Origin of the sequence: Agrobacterium sp. FDAARGOS_525 (assembly GCF_003938925.1) — a bacterium.
Taxonomy (GTDB): Bacteria; Pseudomonadota; Alphaproteobacteria; order Rhizobiales; family Rhizobiaceae; genus Agrobacterium; species Agrobacterium pusense.
Genome location: NZ_RKIU01000004.1, coordinates 571,802 through 592,318 on the forward strand (window position 1 = coordinate 571,802; position 20,517 = coordinate 592,318).

Consider the following 20,517-nt stretch of genomic DNA (forward strand, 5'->3'; position numbering starts at 1 on the left):
GGTTATGAGAACGCTGGAGGGTATATGCCGAAAATTCCCGTGACAGGCGGCACCGTGCCGACAATGGAGCGACTGGACCTTAACCGTCCGGTCGTGGACCAGATTTATTCCGCGCTGAAATCCGCCATCCTTTCGCGGGAGCTTTTTCCCGGTCAGGCAGTCTCGGAAAACGAAATCGGACAGTCGTTCAATTCCAGCCGAACCCCGGTGCGGGAGGCGCTGAGCCGTCTGCGCGACGATGGTTTGATCGTGACGCTGCCAAGCCGCGGCACCTATGTTTCGAGATTATCGGAAAAGAACATCCGCAGCGCGCAATTCATCCGCGAGGCACTTGAGGTGGCGGCAGTGTGCAGGCTGTGCCAGATCGGCCTGACAGCGGAAGCGGAACAGGAGATCGAACACGCCCTGAACGGCCAGCGGGCAGCAATGCGCAATGGAGACAGAAAGGCTTTCCGCGTTCATGACGACCAATTCCACAGCGCGCTTGCCGCCGCGACGGGGCTTGAAAGACTGGAATCCCTGCTGATCCGCGAGAAGGCGGGGCTGGATCGACTGCGCGCACTCGCCATAACCGACGAAGCGCATATGGCACGCCTGCTTTCCGAACATGAGGCGGTATATGACGCAATCAGGGCAGGAGACGAAGCCCGCGCGACCGATAATTTGCGCAAACATCTGAGACGTGTCCTCGGCATTCTTTCGCAAGTCTTCGAGAACCACCAGGACTATTTCGAGTAATTCTGCGGCATCTTTTTCAACGGTTCGAACATCATGAATACGGCAAATCCCGGACAAGCGCTTGCCATGTCGCAAACGAAACTTCTGTGCGACACGATGAGTACATTGGCGGAATCCCCTGTCTGGGACGAGCGGCGACAGGTGCTTTTCTGGTGCGATATTCTCGGAAAGACCGTGCGGTGCGCAGGTCTTGAGCCCGGCGTCTATCAAGAATGGCCGTTCCCCAGGACAGTTTCAAGTCTCGGCCTTTGCCAGAACGGCGAACTCATCGTCACTTGTGGCATGGACATCATCATCCTCGATCCGGACAGCGGCAAAACGCGTCTCCTCCATTCCATTCCGGCACCCGAAGGCATCCCGTGCCGGCTGAATGACGGACGGATCGGCCCCGACCGCGCTTTCTGGGTGGGAACAATGCACAATGTGCCGCTTTCGGACATGGAGCCCCATGGCGAGCTTTGGCGGATCACCGAAAAAAGCGCCGAGCGCATGCAGACCGGGCTGACATGCCCGAACGGCCTCGCTTTTTCTGCCGACGGATCGATCATGTGGCAAAGCGATTCCGTCCAGAAATGGATACGCCGGCGAAAATTCGACCGCCTGAACGGCACCTTCGATGAGGGTGTACAGGTGGCCCGGATGACCGAAGAAACAGGAAGACCCGATGGCGGCTGTCTCGATAGCAACGGCAACTATTACAGCGCGGGCGTTTCCGCTGGCGTGTTGAACATTTTCTCGCCCGATGGCAAGCTGACGAACGCGATTGCGGCTCCTGTCCCTCACCCCACGATGCCCTGCTTCGGAGGGCCTGATTTCAGCATCCTTTTCCTGACATCACACTGCCACAACATGTCCGAAGACCGGCTTGAGAAAGCGCCATTTTCGGGCGGCGTCTGGGCTATCCCGACGCAAACGAGAGGGTTCGCCGGCTTCCGTTTTGGCGAAGGTGGATAACGCCCTCAGGTCGGGTTCGAAATCCTAGTCCTCCCGGAAGGCGCGGCTGATCTGGTCCGTCAGCGGTTTGGCGATGTAGGACAGTGCCGTTCTTTCGCTGGTCTGGATAAAGGCCTCGGCGGGCATGCCCGGCACCAGCGGCGCATTGTTCAGCTTCTTCCGCTCGGTAACCGGGACGGAAATCCGTGCCAGATAATAGGAGAGCCCGGTGCGCTGATCTGTCGTGATATCCGCCGCAATGCGGCTGACATGACCTTCCAGCTCCGGCGTGACACGCTGATTGAAGGCGGTCATGCGCAGCATGGCCTTTTGCCCCACCTGAAGCTGGTCGATATCTTTCGGCAGGATCTGCACCTCGAGCGCAAGGTCATCTCCGTCAGGTACGATCAGCATGATCGGATCGGCCGGCGTTACAACGCCCCCTACCGTATGCACAGCCATTTCATGCACCGTGCCGGATTGCGGCGCGACGATATCAATGCGTTTCAATTGATCTTCGGCGGCAACCTTGCGCTCGACGAATTCGCCCATCTGGGCCTGTATTTCGCGCAGTTCCCTCCCGACCTCGGTCCGCAATTCCTGATCGATCTGAAGGATTTGCAGCTTGGTTTCGGTGATGCGCCCCGCAGTCTGTGCCTGATAGGCGATTTTTTCGCCGCGCTCCCCGCCGAATGTCGCGGCCTGAGTCTGCAGGCTGTTCAGCCGCTGCACGGAGACGACACCCTGTTCGCGCAGGGATTTCTGCGAGGCAATTTCAGCCTGCAACACCGCAAGCCCGTTATCATAGGCCACTTCCTGCGCCTTCAGACCTTCGATCTCATGTTCGAACTGGGTGATGCGCTCGGATAGCTGCGCTTTCCTGCCCTCTCGATAGGACTTGCGGAATTCGAACAGCTTCGTTTCACTGCGCATGGCAGAAGCGACATTCGGGTCATCCATGCGCGCGATCAGAGTCCGCGGAAAGGCGAGTTCAGGCAAATCGTCCCGCTCGGCTTCCAGTCGGGCCATCCGTGCAGTCAGTTCGTCCAGGCGCTTGGTCACGATGGCGAGATTGGCACGGGTCTGCGTCGCATCGAGACGCATGACCACATCGCCGGCCTTCACCCTCTCGCCTTCATTCACAAGAATTTCACCGACGACACCGCCGCTCGGATGCTGGACCTTTTTCGTGTACGAATCCACAACCAGATGACCGGAGGCGACGACTGCACCGGCAAGACGGGTCGTCGCGGCCCAGCCCCCGACACCGGCCAGAAGCGCAATGCTTGCGGCGAGTCCCGCAAAGAGATGCTTGCGGATGGAGCGGGAAACGCTGCTGCGCTGATCAATCTTTGACATCCATCTCTCCCTTCCGGCTGTTTTCTTCACGGCCGTCTTCCAGCCCGGCGGGTCGGGCCTGGGTATTGGCCACGACGCGCAGCGGTGAGACCGTTTGCGCGGATGCGGTGAAACCTTTGCCGCCCTGCCCCTGCGGAATACGCAGCACCTTGGACAGCACCTCGTCGCGCGGGCCGAAGGCCTTCATCCTTCCCTCTTCCATCATCAGGATGAAATCCACCGCACCGATGGCACTTGGCCGATGGGCGACGACAACGGCAATACCACCGCGCGCCTTGACGGAGGCAATCGACCGGACCACTGCCGCCTCGCCTTCCGCGTCAAGATTGGCGTTGGGTTCATCCAGCACCACGATAAAGGGATTGCCATAAAGAGCGCGGGCCATACCGATGCGCTGGCGCTGCCCGGCTGAGAGAGCTGAACCCGCCTCGCCTATATCGCTGTCATACCCCTTTTCGAAACGCAGGATCAGCTCATGTGCGCCGGCAGCCCTAGCTGCAGCGATGATGGCTTCGGGATCTGGGTTGTCCGCGAAACGGGCGATATTCTCCCCGATGGTGCCTTCAAAAAGTTCCACGCCCTGCGGCAGATAACCGATGTGGCGGCCAAGCGCTTCCCGGTCCCACTGATCGAAGCTTGCGCCATCGAGCCGCACCTTGCCGGCGGCAGGCATCCACGCGCCGGTGAGAATGCGCGATAGCGTCGATTTGCCCGAACCTGACGGACCGATGATGCCGAGCGCGTTTCCCGCTGTCACGACGAAACCGAGCCCAGCAACGATGGGCTTTTTTCCGCCCGGCGGAACGATGGTGACATTCTCGACCCGTAATTCCTTCTCTGGCTTCGGCAGGGCCATGGCAGCGGCATCGGCCGGCATTTGCGAAAAAAGCTCTCTCAGCCGTGCCCAGCTCTGCCGGGCCGCCGCGAAGGACCTCCAGTTGGAAATGGCGAGATCGACAGGCGCCAGTGCCCGGCCCATCATGATCGAACTGGCGATCATCACGCCGCCGGAGGCTTCCTGCTCGATGACGAGCCAAGCGCCGACAGCAAGAATTGCCGATTGTAGAACGGCCCGAAGCGATTTTGCGATATTGCCGAGGCCGCCTGCCACATCGCCCGCCCTGCGATTGGCGGCGAGATAGGCCTCGTTGGAATTTTGCCAGCGTTTACCGAGCCGGCCACCAAGCCCCATGGCCTGCACCACCTCTGCGTTGCGGCGGGAGGCCTCCAGCTGCCGGTTGCGGACCATGTTTTCCACCATGGTGTCGCGGATTGGTTTTTGAGAAAAGATATTGGTGAAAATTGTGAGCGAGACCAGCAGCACAGCGCCGCCAAGCGCCGTTGCACCGATCCAGAAATGGAACAGGAAACATATGCCGAGATAAAGCGGCATCCACGGCAGGTCGAAAAAGGCAGTCGGACCCGTGCCGGATAAAAAGCCGCGTACATTGTCGAGATCACGCAGCGGCTGAAGGCCGTCACCCGGCATGCGGTTGACGAGCGGCAGGCGCACCACGGCGTCATGCACTCTGCGGCAGTAGCGCAAGTCGAAGTCTTCGCCGATACGGATCAGGACACGGGCACGGATGATATCGAGCAGGCACTGGAAACCATAAAGCCCGAGAGCAAGAAGTGCGAGCCCGACCAGGGTCGGCAGACTGCCGCTTGCCAGTACCCGGTCATAGATCTGCAACATGAAAAGCGGCGACGTCAGCGCCAATATGTTGACGACACCGCTGACGAGCGTGAGGCCGAAAAACGTAGTCTTGAGGGGCAAAACGACCGCCGCAGTGAGGGACTGCGGCGGTGTCTGCTGCTGGTTTTGAAAGCCCACAGCCGGTTTTTCCTTTACGCAGCAAGCGCCGATGCGCTGGCGAAAATGAAGTCCGATGCGTCGAGTACATTGACATCGACGCCGTTCAGCGTGACGGAGACGGACGTGTCTGTGGCCAAGAGGATAACGGCATTTCCATTATCATCATACCACAACAAATCGTCCACCGATGTTGCGCCCCAGGCGGATACATCGAGCTTGTCCGTACCATCCTCATCATCGAGAATTAGTGCGCCGACGCGGGCCATGGCCCGAGTTATCAGGGAACCCGGCAATTTTTGCAGCCGGATTCTTCCATCGTCAGATTGCCCCGTCGACGATGACCATCGGCCTGCCCTGCGAGCAGGGTTCGATACGTGCATCGATGCGATAGATTTCGCGCAGCATGTCGGATGTTATCACCGCTTCCGTGCTGCCGCTCACCACCATTTCGCCCTGTGCGATCACCATCGTCTTCTCGCAATAGCGCAGCGCGTGGTTGAGATCATGCAGAGCAATCAGAACGATCATGCCTGTCTTCTGCGCCAGTTCGGTGACGAAGCCCAGAACCTCGATCTGCCGGTGGAGATCGAGTGCGGAAGTCGGCTCATCCATCAGCAGCACCTCCGGCTTGCGGGCAAGCGCCTGTGCCAGCGAGACCAGCTGGCGCTGGCCGCCTGACAATTCGCCAAGCCCGCGGAAGGCAAGGTCATGGATTTTCAGCGCCTTGAGAATGGCGTCGATCTCGAACAGCTCATGATCCTGAACGCGCCAGCCGCCGCCCTGCTTGGCGGAAAGCAGAACGGATTCATAGACCGTCAGTACCGCGTTTGCGCCGGTGTCCTGCGGCATGTAGCAGATGGCGCGGTCTCCACGGGCGGTATCGGAAAGTTCCACCAGCCCGGGACCGGAGATCAGGCTGGCGATGCGCTTAAAAAGCGTCGACTTGCCGGCGGCATTCGGGCCGATCACCGCCGTCACGCTACCGCTTTCGAGCGTATCGATGCCCACCTTGGAGAGAACCGTGGTGCGCCCATAGGCGGCGCCAACATCCTTCAATGCGAGGGCTACCATGCGCGTCTCCTGTTACCGAAAATAAGCGCGAAAAAGAAAGGTACGCCCACCAGCGCCGTGATGACGCCGATCGGCAGAACAGCGCCGGGAATGAGTATCTTGCTGATGACCGAGGTTGCAGACAACAGTAATGCTCCGCAGATCACCGAACCCGGCAGGAAGAAGCGCTGATCTTCACCCACCAGCATGCGGGCGATGTGCGGCCCCACCAGCCCGACAAAACCGATTGTGCCGACGAAAGAAACCGGAATGGCGGCCAGCAGGCTGACCGTCAGCATCGTCTGCAGCCGCAGACGGCGCACATTGATGCCCATGCTGGCCGCCTTGTCATCGCCAAGCCTGAGCGCCGTCAGCGCCCAGGCATTGCGCATGAACATCGGCACGGTAACGAGAAGAATGGCGGCGGTGACATAGACCTTGTCCCAGGTCGCCTTCGTCAGGCTGCCCATGGTCCAGAAGACGACGGCGGCAAGCGCCTGTTCGGAAGCGAGGTATTCGAGCAGCGACAGCGCCGCATTGAAGGTAAAGACCAGTGCGATGCCAAGCAGCACGATCGTTTCAACCGTCACACCGCGAAGGGTCGACGCGAAATGGATGAAAAGGGCCGCAACCATTGCCATGATGAAGGCATTGATCGGCACCATGTAGTGCACGGCGCCCGGAAAGATCGCCACCCCGCCGACGAGCGCCAGCGCCGCACCGAAGCTTGCGGCGGCCGAGATGCCGAGCGTGAACGGACTGGCGAGCGGGTTCGACAGGATGGTCTGCATCTGAGCGCCCGCCACCGAAAGCGACGCGCCGACGGTGACGGCCATCAGCGCGATCGGCATGCGGATGTCCCAGATGACCACACGCAGCTGGTTTCCCACCGCGGCCGGATCGGCGATGGTCGCAAGCACTTCGGAGAGGGTGTAGCGAGCCGGACCGAGCGCCATGTCTGCGGCCATGCTGAAACACAGGGCGATGAAAAGCCCGAAGAGGATGACGATCCTGCGCGCGGCAAGGGCGCGATATTGATCGCGCCCGCTGACGCCAACGGCGCTTTCATTCAGCGAACTCATTGGTTCAAACCTTTTTCGAGCGAGGCGAAATAGCCGGGCTTGTAGGTGACGGGAAGGAATTTCCGGTGAAACTCCTCGAAATTCTTTTCCGGATCGAGATCGGCGAAGAGGTCCGGGTGAAACCACTTGGCGAATTGCTGGATCGGGAAAAACTCGTAAGGCGCGCCATAGAACTGGTGCCAGACGGCGTGCACGTTGCCTTGCTTGACGGCCGTCAGTTCCGGAAACGGCGTGCGCTTCATCAGGTTGGCCAGCCGCTCACGGGAAAGAGCCATATCCGCACCGCGTCCTACGGGAACGAACTGATTGATGTCGGATTCAGCCGCCCAGTTCGAACCTGTGACAATCACGTGCTCGGGATCGGCAACGACGAGTTGTTCGGGATTGAGGTCGCCAAAGGTCGTCTTGATGATGCCATCGGCAATATTGCGACCACCGGCGAGATCGACCATGGCACCGAAATTGGCCGGGCCAAAAGTGCGGCAGCAGTTGTTTTCACCAGAAATGCCGGGCGAACGCTCAATGAAGACGTTAGGGCGCTTCAAGTCCTTGACGCTGGCGAGCCGGTCGGTCACACGCGCGATTTCGGCACGGCGATAGGCGATGAAGTCCTTCGCGCGCTCTTCGGCGCCGAAGAGTTTGCCGAGGATTTCGACCGAGGCTTCACTGTTCTTTTCGGGATCGATGCGAAAATCGAGATAGACGACCTTGATACCCGCAGCTTCGGCTTTTTCTTCGAAACCGCTTTCCTTGGCTGATTTCTCCGCTTCGAGATTGAGTGTGATGACATCAGGCGAAAGCGTGATGGCCGACTCGAGGCTGAAATCCCCCTGTGGCACGTAACCGAAGCGCGGCAGTTTCTCGATCTCGGGGAAACGCTCGACGTAGGCGGCGTAGCTGTCCGGGTCCTTCTTGAGCAGGTCGTCACGCCAGCCAACAATAGTATCGAAAGTCTGGTCGCCCTTTAGCGCCGCGATGACGTGAACCTGGCGCGCCTCGCCAACGATGACACGCTTCGCCGGCAGGTCCAGCTCGATCTTGCGTCCGGTGACATCGATGATCTCCCCGGCATGAGCCGCGACGGCGAGAAGGGAGAAGGCCAGCATCGCAAGATGCCTGAGGGCGTTGAGCCGCATGAGAAGGTCCTCATCAAGTTCAAAACAAAACGATGAAGCCGCGTGGCTGCGGCTTCATCCATCGAGTGGACCGGCGCTCCTCCTTCACCGTCCCTGTCTTATTTCGCATCCTTCAGCGAAACGAAGTAGCCGGGCTTGTATTCAAGCGGCAGGAAGCGGGCGTGAAGTTCCTTGAACGTGGCTTCGGGATCTAGATCCTTGAAGAGATCAGGGTGCAGCCACTTGGCGATTTCCTGAATAGCCACGAACTGATAGGGATTGTTATAGAACTGGTGCCAGATGGCGTGGACATTGCCATCCTTCACGGCCTGGACGCCTGTGAAAGCCGGGCGTTTGGTCAGGTTTTCCAGCTTGCGACGGGCCTCCTTCACATCCGCGCCGTAACCGACGCCGACCCAGTTGCCGCCGGGAACATAACCGTTCCAGTTGCCGCCGGTGATGATGATCTGCTCCGGGTTGGAAGCGATGATCTGCTCAGGATTGACGGTGCCGAAGGTGCCCGGAATAATATCCTTGGCCATGTTGACGCCGCCCGCCAGCTCCACCATCTTGCCAAAATTCTCGTTGCCGAAAGACATGCAGCAATCGTCGGAGTAACCGCCGGCACGCTCCATGAACACTACAGGTTTCTTTGGATTTGCCTTTTCAAGCGTGTCCGTTACCTTCGCGATGGATTCCGCCCGGAACGTGATGAAGTCTTCCGCGATTTTTTCCTTGCCGATCAGCTTGCCCATCAGACGCATGCTCGGCTCGGTGTTTTCCATCGGCTTTTCGCGGAAGTCGACATAGACCAGCGGAATGCCGACCTTTGCGAGCTTTTCGATGTAACCTGCCTCTTCGGTCGCCGTCTTCGCGTCGATGTTCATCAGAATGACGTCGGGCTTCAGGGCAACGGCCTGCTCGACATCGAAGGTGCCATCCTTCATGCCGCCGAAAGTCGGCAGCTTGGCGATATCGGGGTATTTGGCGAGATAGGCGTCGTAGGTTTCCGGATCGGCCTTCGACAGATCGTCACGCCAGCCGACCACGTGCTGGAAAGGGTTTTCCTTGTCGAGCGCCGCCAGGAAGTAAATTTGCCGGCCTTCGCCGAGAATGACGTGCGAAACGGGAACGTTGACTTCGACATCCCGGCCGGTCACATCCTTGACGGTGACCTTTTCGGCCAATGCCGGCCATGCGGCAGATACGAGAAGGCCAAGGGCAAATGCCGCAGATTTGGCTGAGATGCGCATCGGATATTGCTCTCCAGTGTTAACTGGCGCGGCTGTATTATTTTCTGACTGTACTAGTCAACATTTATGTTTTAGAGCCATTCTTAACTGACCGGTACATGAGCTGAAGACCAATGATCGACACCATAGAATATGGCAAAAACGACAGCCTGAGAGACGAAATCAAAGCCTACTGGTCCGGCCGCGCCGCGACTTTCGACCTCTCCCCCGGCCATGAAATTTTCTCCGAAGAGGAGCGAGAGGCGTGGCACGCGCTGATCTTGAAACATCTTGGTCCGGGTGAGGGGCGCAGCGCGCTCGATCTTGCCAGCGGCACCGGCGTCATCTCTCACCTCATGGACGATCTGGGATTTCAGGTTACCGGCATGGACTGGTCCGAAACAATGCTGGCGCTTGCCCGTGAAAAAGCAAAAAGCCGTGGGCGTAGCATCCGTTTCTTCGTCGGCGATGCCGAAAACACGATGGAGCCGGATGAGAGCGCCGATGTCATCATCACCCGCCATCTGGTCTGGACGCTGGTCGATCCACGGGCAAGTTTCGCGGAGTGGTTCCGAGTGCTGAAACCGGGTGGACGCCTGCTGATCGTGGATGGCGATTTCGTCAATACTAGCTGGCGCGAAAAACTGGTAAAGAAACTTGCGGCAGGTCTCGAAGGCTTGGGATTGGTCAAACAGGATCAGCCGCACAAGCCAGCGGATCCGGAAAATACCTTCACCAGCATCCTGTCGCGTGTCTATTTTTCAAACGGTGCGAGAGCCGGCGAAGTTGCAGCGCTTCTGCGACAGACGGGTTTCGAACCTGTTGCAATCGATCAGGAACTCCAGGCCATTCACCGCGCCCAGGCGAAAAATTTCAGCCTGCTGAAAGGTATACTCCGGGGACTGCAGCATCGTTATGCAGTCTGCGCGGTGAAGCCGGGCATCACAGGCAAAACCTGAGGCTCCGTATGTGTCCTCAGGCCAGATTGTGAGATCCAGAGCGTCAAGTCCCTGACCGTAGAAGACTGTCTTCTGATGACCAATGCGCAACGGTGACTGGGGGGCGGATCCCCTGCCCTGTTGCACGGACCGACCGGCACCTCATTTTTCCGCGCGCTCAAAAAGTTCCTCGAAGCGCGGTTTTGCCCGAGCTGGCATATCGACCGTCCGGTAGCTCTGCGGCAGGGTCGCATCGCCGACCTTGATCAGCATGACCATGCCCATGCCATAATGCGGTGAGCATTTGATACCGTAGAAACCCGGCTTGTCGAAACCGGTCTCGAATTCATCATTGATCCGGCTTTTGAAACCTTCCACACCTTCGGGAACCATCCCCTCAACGGTCGCGGCATTGTGACTCTTGTGGGTCGGCACGAAGCGGACGCGATCACCGGCGGTGATCTCCAGAAAATCGGGCTCGAACACCATTGGGCCCTTCTCGCCCCTGTTCAGCATTTTCACCTCGAAGGTTTCTGCCGAGGCATGTACGGATAAACCCGACCCCATGAGCACGGCAACGCCTGCAACTCTTGCAAGCCTCAGCAATTTCATCATGCCATGACCTTTCTTGCATGATCGGCCCGTCCGTGGGCCGGCAGAAAACGAATGTGCGAAAAGCCGCTTCCATCAACCGTCACAACGCATTCCACTCCGAAGACGGACGCTATCGTTGCCGGCGTCAGGACTTCGCGCGGCGCGCCGATGGCGATCATCTCACCGCGATGCATAATGGCGACGCGGTCGCAAAACATGGCGGCGTGATTGAGATCATGAAGGGCCGCCACAACGGTCAATCCCTGCCGGCGCACCAGATCGAGCAAGCCGATCTGGTGGCCGATGTCGAGGTGATTGGTAGGCTCGTCCAGCAGCAGAATATTGGGCTCCTGCGCCAATGCGCGGGCGATATGCAGTCGCTGGCGCTCACCACCGGAAAGGTGGTGCCAGCTGCGCTCCGCCTTGTCGGCCATGTCGACATTATCGAGCGCGGCCTCGACGATCGCGTCGTCATGCGCAGACCACGCCGAAAGTGGACCGAGATAGGGCGTGCGCCCCAATTCCACCGCCTGTCGTGCCGTGATGCGCTCGGTGGTTTCGGCCTGCTGCTCCACAAAAGCCAGCCGGCGAGCGAGTTCACGCCGTCCGAGGGAGGCGAGCGGATCGCCGCCGAGCATGACGTGACCGTGGCGCGGCTTGCGGATGCCGGCCAGCATGGAGAGCAGCGTGCTTTTACCGGACCCATTCGGGCCGATTATGCCGAGAAACTCTCCGGAGCCGACATCGAGCGAGACACCGCGTACGATGTCGATATTGCCTGCGCGAAATTTCAGGTCATGAGCGGATAGCTTCACGAACGTCCCCTCTTCTGTCCGAGGATGAAGGCGAAGGCGGGCGCGCCGACGAGCGCGGTGATAACGCCGATGGGCAGCACCTGCCCGGGAATGACAATGCGGGAGAGAATATCGGCGATGATCATGAATACTGCACCGGTCAATGCTGTCACCGGCAGCAGCAGCCCATGGCGGACGCCGACGAAGATGCGTGCCGCGTGGGGAATGACGAGGCCGACAAAGCCGATGGACCCGACCAGCGAGACCATCACCGCCGTCATGATCGCCGAAACCGAGATCAGTAATGCATAGGTCCGCCGCACCGGAATGCCGAGCGAGGCAGCCGCCTGCCCGCCGAAGGCGAAAGCATCAAGCGCCCGGGCGTGCCAGAGGCAAACCGCAAGACCGGCAACACTGACCGGCAGGGCCAGCCACACATCCGGCCAGCGCACACCCGAGAGGTTCCCCAGCAGCCAGAACATGATACCGCGCGCCTGTTCGGCATTGGCGGATTTGGTGACGATAAAGGACGTCATGGCATTGAACAGTTGCGAACCAGCCACCCCGGCCAGGATGATGGCACTGTTGCCGTGCCCTGCACGCACCGCCAGAAGACTGACAAGCGAGAATGCGACGAAGGCACCGATCAGTGCCCCCGCCGGCATTGTCAGAAAGCCCGCCCCAAAGCCGAGAAGGGCCACGCCCACCGCTCCGGTGGAGGCGCCCGCGGAAATACCGAGGATATAGGGGTCGGCAAGCGGGTTGCGCAGCAGCGATTGCAGAACCGCGCCGGCAAGCGCCAGTGAAGCCCCGCAGCAGGCGGCCACGACGGCGCGGCTGAGACGATAGCTCCACACAATTCCCTCATCCAGCGGTTCCAGCGGATAACCGGCGTCAAACACCCGGTTGGCGATGGTTTTCGCCACCACATCGAATGGAATGGCGGTTTCGCCGATGGCCGCCCCGGCCATCAGCGCGCCTAGCAGCAGGGCGAGCGCGGCAAAAACCAGCCCTCCTCTGCCGAGATGGATTGAAAACCCGCTCACTTGGCGAGACCGGCAGCCGAAATTGCCTCAGCCAGCGTTTCAATGCCTTCGATCGTCCGGATGGTCGGGTTCATCGCCTGAGCATCCATCTCGAAGACGTGACCTTCCTTCACAGCTGGCATGATGCTGGCCACGGGATCGGTGGCGAGGAATTTCTGCTTGACGGCGATGTCGTCAGCCGGGAAACGGCGGCGGTCCATCTTTCCGGCCACAATCACCGAAGGATTGGTCTTGGCGATGGTTTCCCAACCGACCGTTGGCCATTCTTCGTCGCTCTCGATCACATTCTTCAGGCCGAGCGCCGACATGATGTAGCCGGGCGCGCCATTGCGGCCCGCCACATAGGGATCGATATCCAGTTCCGCGCTGGAGAACCAGAACACGGCGGAAAGCTTGCCGTTTGCGGAAGCAATCTTCGCGCGGGCAGCATCTTCCCGTTTTTTGAGATCATTGACCACTTCTTCGCCGCGATCCTGGACGTTGAAAATCTGCGCGAGGTCGCGGATTTCCTGATAGATCAAATCCATTGTGAAGCCGGTCTTGCGCACGCCGTCGCCGCCCCCGGAATTGTCCTTGCCCACGCAATCTGCCGGCGAGGTGTAAACAGGAATGCCGAGTTCGGCGAATTGCGCTGGCGTACCGACAACGCCCTCGGGGCCGATCTGCCACTGGAACTGCGTTGTGACGAGGTCCGGCCTCTTTCCGACGACGGCCTCGAAGCTTGGATCATTGTCGGCCAGACGCTCCACCCTGGAATTGGCCTGCTCATAGCCCGCAAGGACCGGGCCGATCCACAGGGCCGTGCCAACGACCTTGTCGGCCAGCCCGAGCAGATAAAGAACCTCAGTCGTGCTCTGGCCGACGGAGACGGCGCGGGCGGGCGGCTGCTTGAAGGTGATGTCGTGACCGCAGCTTTTGATTGTCAAAGGATATACCGTTTCCGCAGCATTGGCGGTGGCGGCGGGCAGAACTGCAAGCGCAGCAGCGAGAAAGCCGGCGCGGACCGGCAGGCGTCCAGAATGAAACATGTGTTCTCCAATCGAAATGAAATCGCTTGTTCCAGAGCAGCGGCGTCAGAACGCGCAGCAACCACGGAACGTCTTGTACGGAGAACGGTAACAGGACGCAAACCAAATGTTATGAAATAACATTACAATCTCCTCTTCCGGGCTTCCCCGCCCGTAACGATGGTTTATATTTTGACGGCAGGTCTCCTGACTCACGGATTTGCGCCTTTCATCTGCCTTCCCGCATTCCGGAGAATGCAGTGGCATGACGCCATCGGCGTCACGAGGATGAGCGGCGATCCGCTTACAGTTGCGGGGGCAGCCACGGCATTGGGCGATAATCATCACCCGCACCGTGTTCCCTATTAATCCCTTCGCCTTTCGGCTGCAGGAACCGTCGCTTTCTCACATAAGGGTCAAGGGGCAGTGCGTCAATCATCAAAGCATGTTTCTAGCGCAGCGGAACGCATCGCGTCGGGCGACGCCCGAAAAAGGACCACCACATAATCAGTCGAATTGAGGCGGTTCAAAACTGCGCTTCAGCACAGCGATGGACCCGCAAGGGCGAAAATCCTCGCCGGACCCGAACCCGCAGGCTGCGGCGTCTGTTTCGACATGGTGGTAAGAGTTTCGATCACGACCAGGCCGGATTGCGTCAGAAAATCGGTCAATACGCCCTGGTCTTGCACGGCATCCAGACGGACGAGCTGATCGTCCAGATCGGCAAAATGCCGACTCACCAGCGCGACCGCATCTTTCTCCTCAACTGCGACGACCGGACCGACGATGTGACCTCGCCCGGCTGCCCGGCGCAGCGCGAAAGCCACCAGACGATCGACCTCGAAAAGGCCATAGCCAGTATTGTCGCGCAGAAGGCGTTGCAGCACGCCCCGCCTCGATACGCCCAAAGCCACCCGGTCAATCGTCACGACCGCCGACAAATGATCTTCCGAGAGGGGCTCGATCCGTTGCTTTTTGCCAAGCCCCGGTGTCTGCACAGGGGAGCGCGCCCTGCCCCGAAACAGCTGCACCTTTTCCGCATCTCCGGAAAAGCCTAGCCCTGCAAAAAGACGACGTGAAACGTCGGTGGCGTTCAGCCGCAAGACGGTTGCCGGGTATTTTGCCAGAAGCTGCCGCACCAGCCAGGGCGCCACGCCACGCCCCTGCAGACGTGGCGATACGATGACCATGCCGAGCGTCGCGAAACCCTGATCATAGGGAAAGAGCATCGCTGTCGCGACAACACGGTCGATCTCGTCCAGCGCAGCGAGACCGACACCGCATTGCCTCAGGAAACACCATTCATTGGCGTGATAGCGCCATCCGACCGCCATGGAGAGGGCGTGCAGACGATCTGCCTCCACATCGGCAATATCCACGGTCCGCAACTCGAAACTATCGACTTTGAGCAGCTCCATCGCAAACGGCTCTCACTCCCTCCAGCGCGGGGAACCAGCGTTCCCGGCGTCCAAGCCATGACGTCCGAGGATAACGAGCCATGCCAGCACGAATTTTCTGAAAGCACTGGAAGGACACAACAATCTACCGAAATACCTCGCTTTTCAGCAGATAAACGCCTTCGGCCGTTCTAAGCTTTTGCAATGAGCAATGCGGCCATCATAACGGGCCAACGGGGACGACCATGAACGCAATCGAAATCCTTGAGCGTCTCGTCGCCTTTCCGTCAGTGGTGGGAACGGCCAATGGCGACATTGCCGGATGGATTGCCGAATATTTGGAAAGCCATGGCGCAAGAGTATCCGTGATTCCGGGGCCGGAGGGAGACCGCGCCAATCTCTTCGCCACCTTCGGACCGGCCGATCGGGCCGGTTACATTCTGTCCGGCCACATGGATGTGGTACCCGCCGGAGAACCGGAATGGTCCTCCGATCCATTCCGGCTGAGAAAGGAAAACGACAGGTTTTACGGACGCGGGACGACCGACATGAAAGGTTTTCTGGCAACCGTCCTCGCCGCAGCCCCTGCCTATTCGCGCATGACGCTTCAGCGCCCCGTGCATATCGCCTTTTCCTACGACGAGGAGGCAGGTTGCCGCGGTGTTCCCCATCTCATCGCGCGCCTGCCGGAACTGTGCGCGCCACCGGCGGGCGCCATTATCGGCGAGCCCAGCAATTTGCGTTCCGTGCGTGCCCACAAGGGAAAAGCCGCGGCACGGGTCAGCATCCGTGGCAGGTCAGGCCATTCTTCACGGCCCGATCAGGGAGTGAACGCCATTCATCTGATGGCAGGCATCATCGCGACGGCGGTGGAGGCGGCAGACGCGTTGACCCGGGGTCCTTTAGAGAAGACCTTCGAGCCGCCCTACTCGTCCCTGCAGATCGGTACCGTCAACGGCGGACAGGCGATCAACATCATTCCCGATCATTGCGCCATAGAACTGGAGGCAAGGGCTATTTCAGGTGTCTCGCCAATCGACCTGCTGGAGCCGGTACGACGTAGCGTGGAGGCGCTCACCGCGACAGGTGCCGATATCGAATGGCTGCCGATGAGCGCCTATCCGGCGCTGTCGCTTCCCGCCGAGGCCCCGCTTGCCTCGCTTTTGGAGGAACTGACCGGCACTCCCGGTCTCGCGGCCGTCAGCTATGGCACGGAGGCCGGGCTCTTTCAGGCAGCGGGCATCGACGCCATCATCTGCGGCCCCGGCGATATCGGCCGCGCCCATAAACCGGACGAATTCATAACCGCAGGCGAACTTTCCGCCTGCCAGTCGATGCTGGAAATGCTCGGCCGGCGCTGCACGGCTTGAACCCTCGAGACCACGGATCAGATGACATTTCTCTTTAACTCCGACGCCAGACGCGGCGAAATCTTCCGGCAGGCCCTGGCTGGCGAATTACCGGATCTGCCCTTCGCAATGGATGCCTCCAAGGTCGATCCCGATGCAGTCCGTTACCTCATCACCTGGACGGTGCCGGAAGATATAGCGCGTTATCGTAACCTCGAAATCCTCTTTTCGATCGGGGCCGGTGTGGACCAGTTTCACATCGATACGGTCCCGCAGACGGTGAAAGTCGTACGCATGGTGGATGAGGGGATCATCCGCATGATGCAGGAATATATCTGCCTCGGCGTGCTCGCCCTTCACCGCAATCTCCCCGCCTATCTGAAACAGCAGCGGCAGCAGTTGTGGAAGGCGCTGCCGCAACGGCAGGCAGAAGACTGCCGGATTGGCGTTCTTGGCCTCGGCATGCTGGGCGTCGCAGCGCTGGAGCGGTTAAGAACTTTCGGCTTTCCGCTCGCCGGCTGGAGCCGGTCGCCGCGCGAGATCGATGGCGTCACCTGTCACCATGGCGATGACGGGCTGAAAGCCATACTCTGCACCAGCGACATCCTCATCTGCCTGCTGCCGCTGACCGACGAGACCACCGGACTTCTCAACGCCCAGCGCCTGAGCCTTTTACCCGATGGCGCGGGACTTGTTCACGCCGGACGTGGCAGACAGCTCGATCACGGCGCACTCCTCGATGCGCTCGATAAAGGCCGGCTCTCGGGTGCAGTGGTCGACGTTACGGATCCCGAACCGTTGCCCGAAGACCATCCTTTCTGGACCCACCCCAAAATTCTTCTGACGCCGCATATCGCCAGCGTCACTCAGCCCCATTCCGCGGCACGCACCGTTGTCGAAAACATCAAACGCCACGAGTCCGGTCTTCAACCGCTCGGCCTTGTCGACCGCCGCCGCGGATATTGATCATCACGCCTGTTTCAGAAAGGAAAATCCATGCCGCTTCTCAAGCCCATCGATACCAACCCCGATTTCGAGCCCAAGGCCTCCAAGGCGCTGCCAGAACGCCTCATTGCAGGCGACCCGTCGTTCAAGACCTGGGCGCTTGACGAAGCTCGCGACGGAACCGTGAAGACAGGCATTTGGGAAGCGACACCGGGGGAAAGCCGTTCCATCAAAGGTGAGACCTTCGAGTTCTGCCATATTCTGGCCGGCGTCATCGAAATCACCCCTGATGGCGGCGAACCGCAGCGTTACACGGCGGGCGACAGTTTCGTGATGAAACCCGGTTTCGTCGGCGTTTGGAAGACCATCGAGACGGTGCGCAAAATCTACGTCACAGTGAACGGATGAGGCGTATCTCGCGGGTTTTCCAGGTTGCCCGCGACAACGGGAACCGGCGAGAGGCCGCAGACAGCACGCACCAAAGATTGCGCTGTCTGGCAACGGTAAAACGGGATTTTCGTTCACTGCCACGGCTGCAGTCGGTCGATTTCGCTTGCCGACAGGAATTAGCTTTGAGGGCATATTCAAAGGGGATTTCCCATGACGCTCAGCTTCGATCCAGACAGCCTGTCCCTGCCAATCGGCCACTTCATCGGCAGCAGGCTCGTCACCGCTGAAAACGGTATCGACATGCACCGCCCATCGGACGGGGCCCCATATGCCGGGTGCCCGAAGGCGGATGCAGCCCTGGTGGATGAAGCGGTGCAAACGGCCAAGGCCGCACTGAAAAGCAGCAACTGGGGCGGCGTGCGCCCGCGCGAGCGCACCCGGGCCCTGCAACGCTGGGCTGACCTGATAGAGCAGGAAGCCGAGACGCTGGCAAAGATCGAGGCGCTGTCCTCGACCCGGCCGGTGGGCCAACTGATCGCCGGCGATATCGCCGTGACCGCCGAGCAAATCCGCTTCTTCGCCGAATTCGCCGACAAGGAAGGCGGCGATCTGGTGCCGACCGACGACACGAGCCTCGGCATGATCATGACGGAGCCCTATGGCGTGGTGGGTGCGATTACACCGTGGAATTTTCCGGTCTCCATGGCTGGCTGGAAGCTTGGCCCGGCGCTTGCGGCAGGCAATGCCGTGGTGCTGAAACCTTCGGAGATGACGCCCTTCTCCAGTATTTTCATGGCGCAGCTGGCGATCAAGGCCGGGTTACCCGCCGGCCTCATCAACATCGTGCTGGGCGACGGTCCCGTCACGGGCAACGCCATCACCGGCCATCCCGAGATTTCGAAGGTGAGCTTCACCGGCTCCACCGCCGCGGGAGCCGCCATCATGGCCAATATCGCCCGTACAGGGATCAAGCCCATGACGCTGGAACTTGGTGGCAAGAGCCCACAGATTGTCTTCGCCGATGCGGATATCGAAAAGGCGGCGACGGCCATCGCCGGCAATATTCTCTCCAATGCCGGGCAGGCCTGTGTGGCCGGCTCGCGCATCCTCGTGGAGGACAGTGCGGCAGATGCCCTCTCCGCCGCAATCATCGCCCGCATGAAGGCGGTGAAGCCCGGGCCCACCTGGGACGAGACAACACAATATTCGCCTATTATCTCCGAGGTGCAGCGCAAGCGCATCGACGGCATCGTGCAGGCAGCGGTCTCCCATGGCGGCCAATGCCTCACCGGCGGCGCGATCATGGACGGCCCCGGCTATTTCTACCAGCCGACACTGATCGCAAACGTCGACCAGACCTCCCCCGCCGTGACCGAGGAAATCTTCGGGCCGGTGCTGACGCTGCAGACCTTCCGCACGGAAGAAGAGGCTCTTTCGCTTTCCGATCATCCGACCTACGGTCTGGCGGCGGGTCTTTTCAGCCGTGACGTCTCACGCGTCATGCGCCTGTCCCGCGCCATCCAGGCGGGTACGATCTGGGTCAACCGTTACGGCCGCTCGCGCGACCACATTCTGCCTACCGGCGGCTACAAACGTTCCGGCATCGGCAAGGATCTCGGACGGGAAGCCTATCTCGCCAACCGCAAGAGCAAGAGCGTCCTGATTGGACTGTGACAGGGGAAATTTCTTGAAAACGCATCGCATCGCACTCATTCCCGGCGACGGCATCGGCAAGAGCGTCACTCATGCCGCATGGCAGGTCCTCAATGCCGCCGCCAGAACCTCCGGTTTTGCGCTTGAAGGAACGGAGTTCCCCTGGTCCTGCGCCTTCTATCAGGAAACCGGCGCGATGATGCCCAAGGACGGTATTGAGACCCTGCGCGGTTTCGACGCCATACTCCTCGGGGCCGTAGGCTGGCCGGCCGAAGTTCCGGATTCGGTATCTCTGCACGGCCTGCTGCTGCCGATCCGCAAGGCCTTCGTGCAATATGCCAATATCCGACCGCACCGATTGCTTCCCGGTGTCGAAGGTCCGTTGAAGGCGGATCGATTCGATATCCTCTGCATTCGCGAAAATACCGAGGGCGAATATTCCGGCGCCGGTGGCCGGGTCCATCAGGGCACGGACGATGAGGTGGCCGTGGAAACCTCGATCTTCACCCGGACGGGCGTGGAGCGCATCCTGCGTTTCGGCTTCGAACAGGCGCAGAAACGTCGCGGCAAGCTGGCCTCCATCACCAAGTCGAATGCCCAGAAATATTCGATGGTGTTCTGGGATGAGGTAACGCACAGGCTTGCCGCCGAATATCCCGGTGTCGAGGTTTCCAGCTACCACATCGACGCCATGGCGGCGCGCATGGTGATGGCGCCGGAAAGCCTCGATGTGGTCGTCGCCTCCAATCTCTTCGGCGATATTCTGACCGACCTGGGCGCGGCCATTCAGGGCGGTCTCGGATTTGCCGCCTCCGCCAATATCAATCCCGACCGCAGCGCGCCCTCCATGTTCGAGCCGGTGCACGGTTCAGCGCCTGACATCGCCCATCTCGGCATCGCGAACCCAATCGCCGCCATCTGGTCGGGGGCGATGATGCTCGAGCATCTCGGGGAAAAGAATGCCGCGGCTCGGATTATGGCCGCACTGGAAACGACGACCGGCCGGGGTATCGGCACCGTGCCGGGCAGGGATGAGACGGACGCCATAACGGCTGCAGTTCTCGCAGCGCTCGACTGAT

The 20,517-nt window shown here is 60.1% G+C and carries 19 protein-coding genes, 1 pseudogene and 1 riboswitch; of the genes and pseudogenes, 8 read left to right on the forward strand and 12 right to left on the reverse strand.

Features of this window, described 5'->3' with window-relative positions; all coding sequences use genetic code 11:
- Positions 1-24: 24 nt before the first annotated feature.
- Together EGT36_RS19010 and EGT36_RS19015 are read left to right on the forward strand one after the other, a co-directional pair.
- Positions 25-738 carry a GntR family transcriptional regulator gene (locus EGT36_RS19010; protein ID WP_034498325.1) on the forward strand — a complete coding sequence of 238 codons (714 nt, stop codon included), beginning with the start codon at positions 25-27 and terminating at the stop codon, positions 736-738.
- A gap of 33 nt (positions 739-771) precedes the next feature.
- Complete coding sequence (locus tag EGT36_RS19015) at positions 772-1,692, forward strand: SMP-30/gluconolactonase/LRE family protein (RefSeq protein ID WP_172965673.1); 921 nt, start codon at positions 772-774, stop codon at positions 1,690-1,692.
- A 24-nt stretch (positions 1,693-1,716) separates the two neighbouring features.
- Here the strand turns inward: EGT36_RS19015 and EGT36_RS19020 are convergent, their stop codons facing one another.
- From EGT36_RS19020 to EGT36_RS19050, 7 genes and pseudogenes are all read right to left on the reverse strand, one after another.
- Positions 1,717-3,030: an HlyD family type I secretion periplasmic adaptor subunit gene (locus EGT36_RS19020; RefSeq protein WP_034498328.1), complete on the reverse strand. Its 1,314-nt coding sequence runs from the start codon at positions 3,028-3,030 to the stop codon at positions 1,717-1,719.
- Positions 3,017-4,864 (reverse strand): type I secretion system permease/ATPase, encoded by a 1,848-nt coding sequence (locus EGT36_RS19025; RefSeq protein WP_125270845.1) that lies wholly within the window; start codon positions 4,862-4,864, stop codon positions 3,017-3,019. Before EGT36_RS19025 ends, EGT36_RS19020 begins: the two co-directional genes overlap by 14 nt.
- A gap of 14 nt (positions 4,865-4,878) precedes the next feature.
- Positions 4,879-5,079, reverse strand: a pseudogene (locus EGT36_RS19030) (hypothetical protein); the annotation flags it as partial.
- Between the two features lie 85 nt (positions 5,080-5,164).
- Positions 5,165-5,917, reverse strand: coding sequence for an ABC transporter ATP-binding protein (locus EGT36_RS19035; protein WP_004438328.1), 753 nt, complete (start codon positions 5,915-5,917; stop codon positions 5,165-5,167).
- Positions 5,911-6,978 (reverse strand): FecCD family ABC transporter permease, encoded by a 1,068-nt coding sequence (locus EGT36_RS19040; RefSeq protein WP_034498339.1) that lies wholly within the window; start codon positions 6,976-6,978, stop codon positions 5,911-5,913. Before EGT36_RS19040 ends, EGT36_RS19035 begins: the two co-directional genes overlap by 7 nt.
- Entirely contained in the window at positions 6,975-8,114 is a 1,140-nt protein-coding gene (locus EGT36_RS19045; RefSeq protein WP_125270846.1) for an ABC transporter substrate-binding protein, read from the reverse strand. The genes EGT36_RS19040 and EGT36_RS19045 overlap by 4 nt, the downstream gene beginning before the upstream one ends.
- 98 nt (positions 8,115-8,212) lie before the next feature.
- Complete coding sequence (locus EGT36_RS19050) at positions 8,213-9,346, reverse strand: ABC transporter substrate-binding protein (RefSeq protein WP_125270847.1); 1,134 nt, start codon at positions 9,344-9,346, stop codon at positions 8,213-8,215.
- A gap of 113 nt (positions 9,347-9,459) precedes the next feature.
- Between EGT36_RS19050 and EGT36_RS19055 the strand changes: the two genes are divergently transcribed.
- Positions 9,460-10,284, forward strand: a complete 825-nt coding sequence (locus tag EGT36_RS19055) for a class I SAM-dependent methyltransferase (protein WP_112636674.1) — start codon at positions 9,460-9,462, stop codon at positions 10,282-10,284.
- A 141-nt stretch (positions 10,285-10,425) separates the two neighbouring features.
- Here EGT36_RS19055 and EGT36_RS19060 read toward each other — a convergent pair whose 3' ends face one another.
- From EGT36_RS19060 to EGT36_RS19080, 5 genes are all read right to left on the reverse strand, one after another.
- Entirely contained in the window at positions 10,426-10,878 is a 453-nt protein-coding gene (locus tag EGT36_RS19060; protein WP_044459780.1) for a pseudoazurin, read from the reverse strand.
- Positions 10,875-11,672 (reverse strand): ABC transporter ATP-binding protein, encoded by a 798-nt coding sequence (locus EGT36_RS19065; protein ID WP_125270848.1) that lies wholly within the window; start codon positions 11,670-11,672, stop codon positions 10,875-10,877. Before EGT36_RS19065 ends, EGT36_RS19060 begins: the two co-directional genes overlap by 4 nt.
- Positions 11,669-12,697 carry a FecCD family ABC transporter permease gene (locus tag EGT36_RS19070; protein ID WP_172965674.1) on the reverse strand — a complete coding sequence of 343 codons (1,029 nt, stop codon included), beginning with the start codon at positions 12,695-12,697 and terminating at the stop codon, positions 11,669-11,671. The genes EGT36_RS19065 and EGT36_RS19070 overlap by 4 nt, the downstream gene beginning before the upstream one ends.
- Complete coding sequence (locus EGT36_RS19075) at positions 12,694-13,725, reverse strand: ABC transporter substrate-binding protein (protein WP_037091027.1); 1,032 nt, start codon at positions 13,723-13,725, stop codon at positions 12,694-12,696. The genes EGT36_RS19070 and EGT36_RS19075 overlap by 4 nt, the downstream gene beginning before the upstream one ends.
- Positions 13,726-13,884: 159 nt before the next feature.
- Positions 13,885-14,118, reverse strand: a riboswitch (cobalamin riboswitch).
- Positions 14,119-14,243: 125 nt separating this feature from the next.
- Positions 14,244-15,122 (reverse strand): GNAT family N-acetyltransferase, encoded by an 879-nt coding sequence (locus EGT36_RS19080; protein WP_125270849.1) that lies wholly within the window; start codon positions 15,120-15,122, stop codon positions 14,244-14,246.
- A gap of 224 nt (positions 15,123-15,346) precedes the next feature.
- On the opposite strand from EGT36_RS19080, the gene argE reads away from it, so the two are divergent.
- The 5 genes from argE (at position 15,347) to EGT36_RS19105 (ending at position 20,516) form a co-directional block, all read left to right on the forward strand.
- Complete coding sequence (gene argE / locus EGT36_RS19085; protein WP_125270850.1) at positions 15,347-16,471, forward strand: acetylornithine deacetylase; 1,125 nt, start codon at positions 15,347-15,349, stop codon at positions 16,469-16,471.
- A gap of 21 nt (positions 16,472-16,492) precedes the next feature.
- Positions 16,493-17,416 carry a 2-hydroxyacid dehydrogenase gene (locus EGT36_RS19090; protein ID WP_125270851.1) on the forward strand — a complete coding sequence of 308 codons (924 nt, stop codon included), beginning with the start codon at positions 16,493-16,495 and terminating at the stop codon, positions 17,414-17,416.
- 30 nt (positions 17,417-17,446) lie between these two features.
- Positions 17,447-17,803: a cupin domain-containing protein gene (locus tag EGT36_RS19095; protein WP_004438300.1), complete on the forward strand. Its 357-nt coding sequence runs from the start codon at positions 17,447-17,449 to the stop codon at positions 17,801-17,803.
- Between the two features lie 192 nt (positions 17,804-17,995).
- On the forward strand, positions 17,996-19,459 hold the full coding sequence (locus tag EGT36_RS19100; protein WP_125270852.1) for an aldehyde dehydrogenase family protein: 1,464 nt from the start codon (positions 17,996-17,998) through the stop codon (positions 19,457-19,459).
- Positions 19,460-19,472: 13 nt separating this feature from the next.
- Positions 19,473-20,516, forward strand: coding sequence for a tartrate dehydrogenase (locus EGT36_RS19105; RefSeq protein ID WP_111813441.1), 1,044 nt, complete (start codon positions 19,473-19,475; stop codon positions 20,514-20,516).
- The last annotated feature ends 1 nt before the right edge of the window (position 20,517 follow it).

Bases quoted from the DNA above. Each gene is read 5' to 3' on its own strand.
- EGT36_RS19010 (WP_034498325.1), top strand. From the start codon at position 25: ATGCCGAAAATTCCCGTGACAGGCGGCACCGTGCCGACAATGGAGCGA.
- EGT36_RS19015 (WP_172965673.1), top strand. From the start codon at position 772: ATGAATACGGCAAATCCCGGACAAGCGCTTGCCATGTCGCAAACGAAA.
- EGT36_RS19020 (WP_034498328.1), bottom strand. From the start codon at position 3,030: ATGTCAAAGATTGATCAGCGCAGCAGCGTTTCCCGCTCCATCCGCAAG.
- EGT36_RS19035 (WP_004438328.1), bottom strand. From the start codon at position 5,917: ATGGTAGCCCTCGCATTGAAGGATGTTGGCGCCGCCTATGGGCGCACC.
- EGT36_RS19040 (WP_034498339.1), bottom strand. From the start codon at position 6,978: ATGAGTTCGCTGAATGAAAGCGCCGTTGGCGTCAGCGGGCGCGATCAA.
- EGT36_RS19045 (WP_125270846.1), bottom strand. From the start codon at position 8,114: ATGCGGCTCAACGCCCTCAGGCATCTTGCGATGCTGGCCTTCTCCCTT.
- EGT36_RS19050 (WP_125270847.1), bottom strand. From the start codon at position 9,346: ATGCGCATCTCAGCCAAATCTGCGGCATTTGCCCTTGGCCTTCTCGTA.
- EGT36_RS19055 (WP_112636674.1), top strand. From the start codon at position 9,460: ATGATCGACACCATAGAATATGGCAAAAACGACAGCCTGAGAGACGAA.
- EGT36_RS19060 (WP_044459780.1), bottom strand. From the start codon at position 10,878: ATGATGAAATTGCTGAGGCTTGCAAGAGTTGCAGGCGTTGCCGTGCTC.
- EGT36_RS19075 (WP_037091027.1), bottom strand. From the start codon at position 13,725: ATGTTTCATTCTGGACGCCTGCCGGTCCGCGCCGGCTTTCTCGCTGCT.
- EGT36_RS19080 (WP_125270849.1), bottom strand. From the start codon at position 15,122: ATGGAGCTGCTCAAAGTCGATAGTTTCGAGTTGCGGACCGTGGATATT.
- argE (WP_125270850.1), top strand. From the start codon at position 15,347: ATGAACGCAATCGAAATCCTTGAGCGTCTCGTCGCCTTTCCGTCAGTG.
- EGT36_RS19090 (WP_125270851.1), top strand. From the start codon at position 16,493: ATGACATTTCTCTTTAACTCCGACGCCAGACGCGGCGAAATCTTCCGG.
- EGT36_RS19095 (WP_004438300.1), top strand. From the start codon at position 17,447: ATGCCGCTTCTCAAGCCCATCGATACCAACCCCGATTTCGAGCCCAAG.
- EGT36_RS19100 (WP_125270852.1), top strand. From the start codon at position 17,996: ATGACGCTCAGCTTCGATCCAGACAGCCTGTCCCTGCCAATCGGCCAC.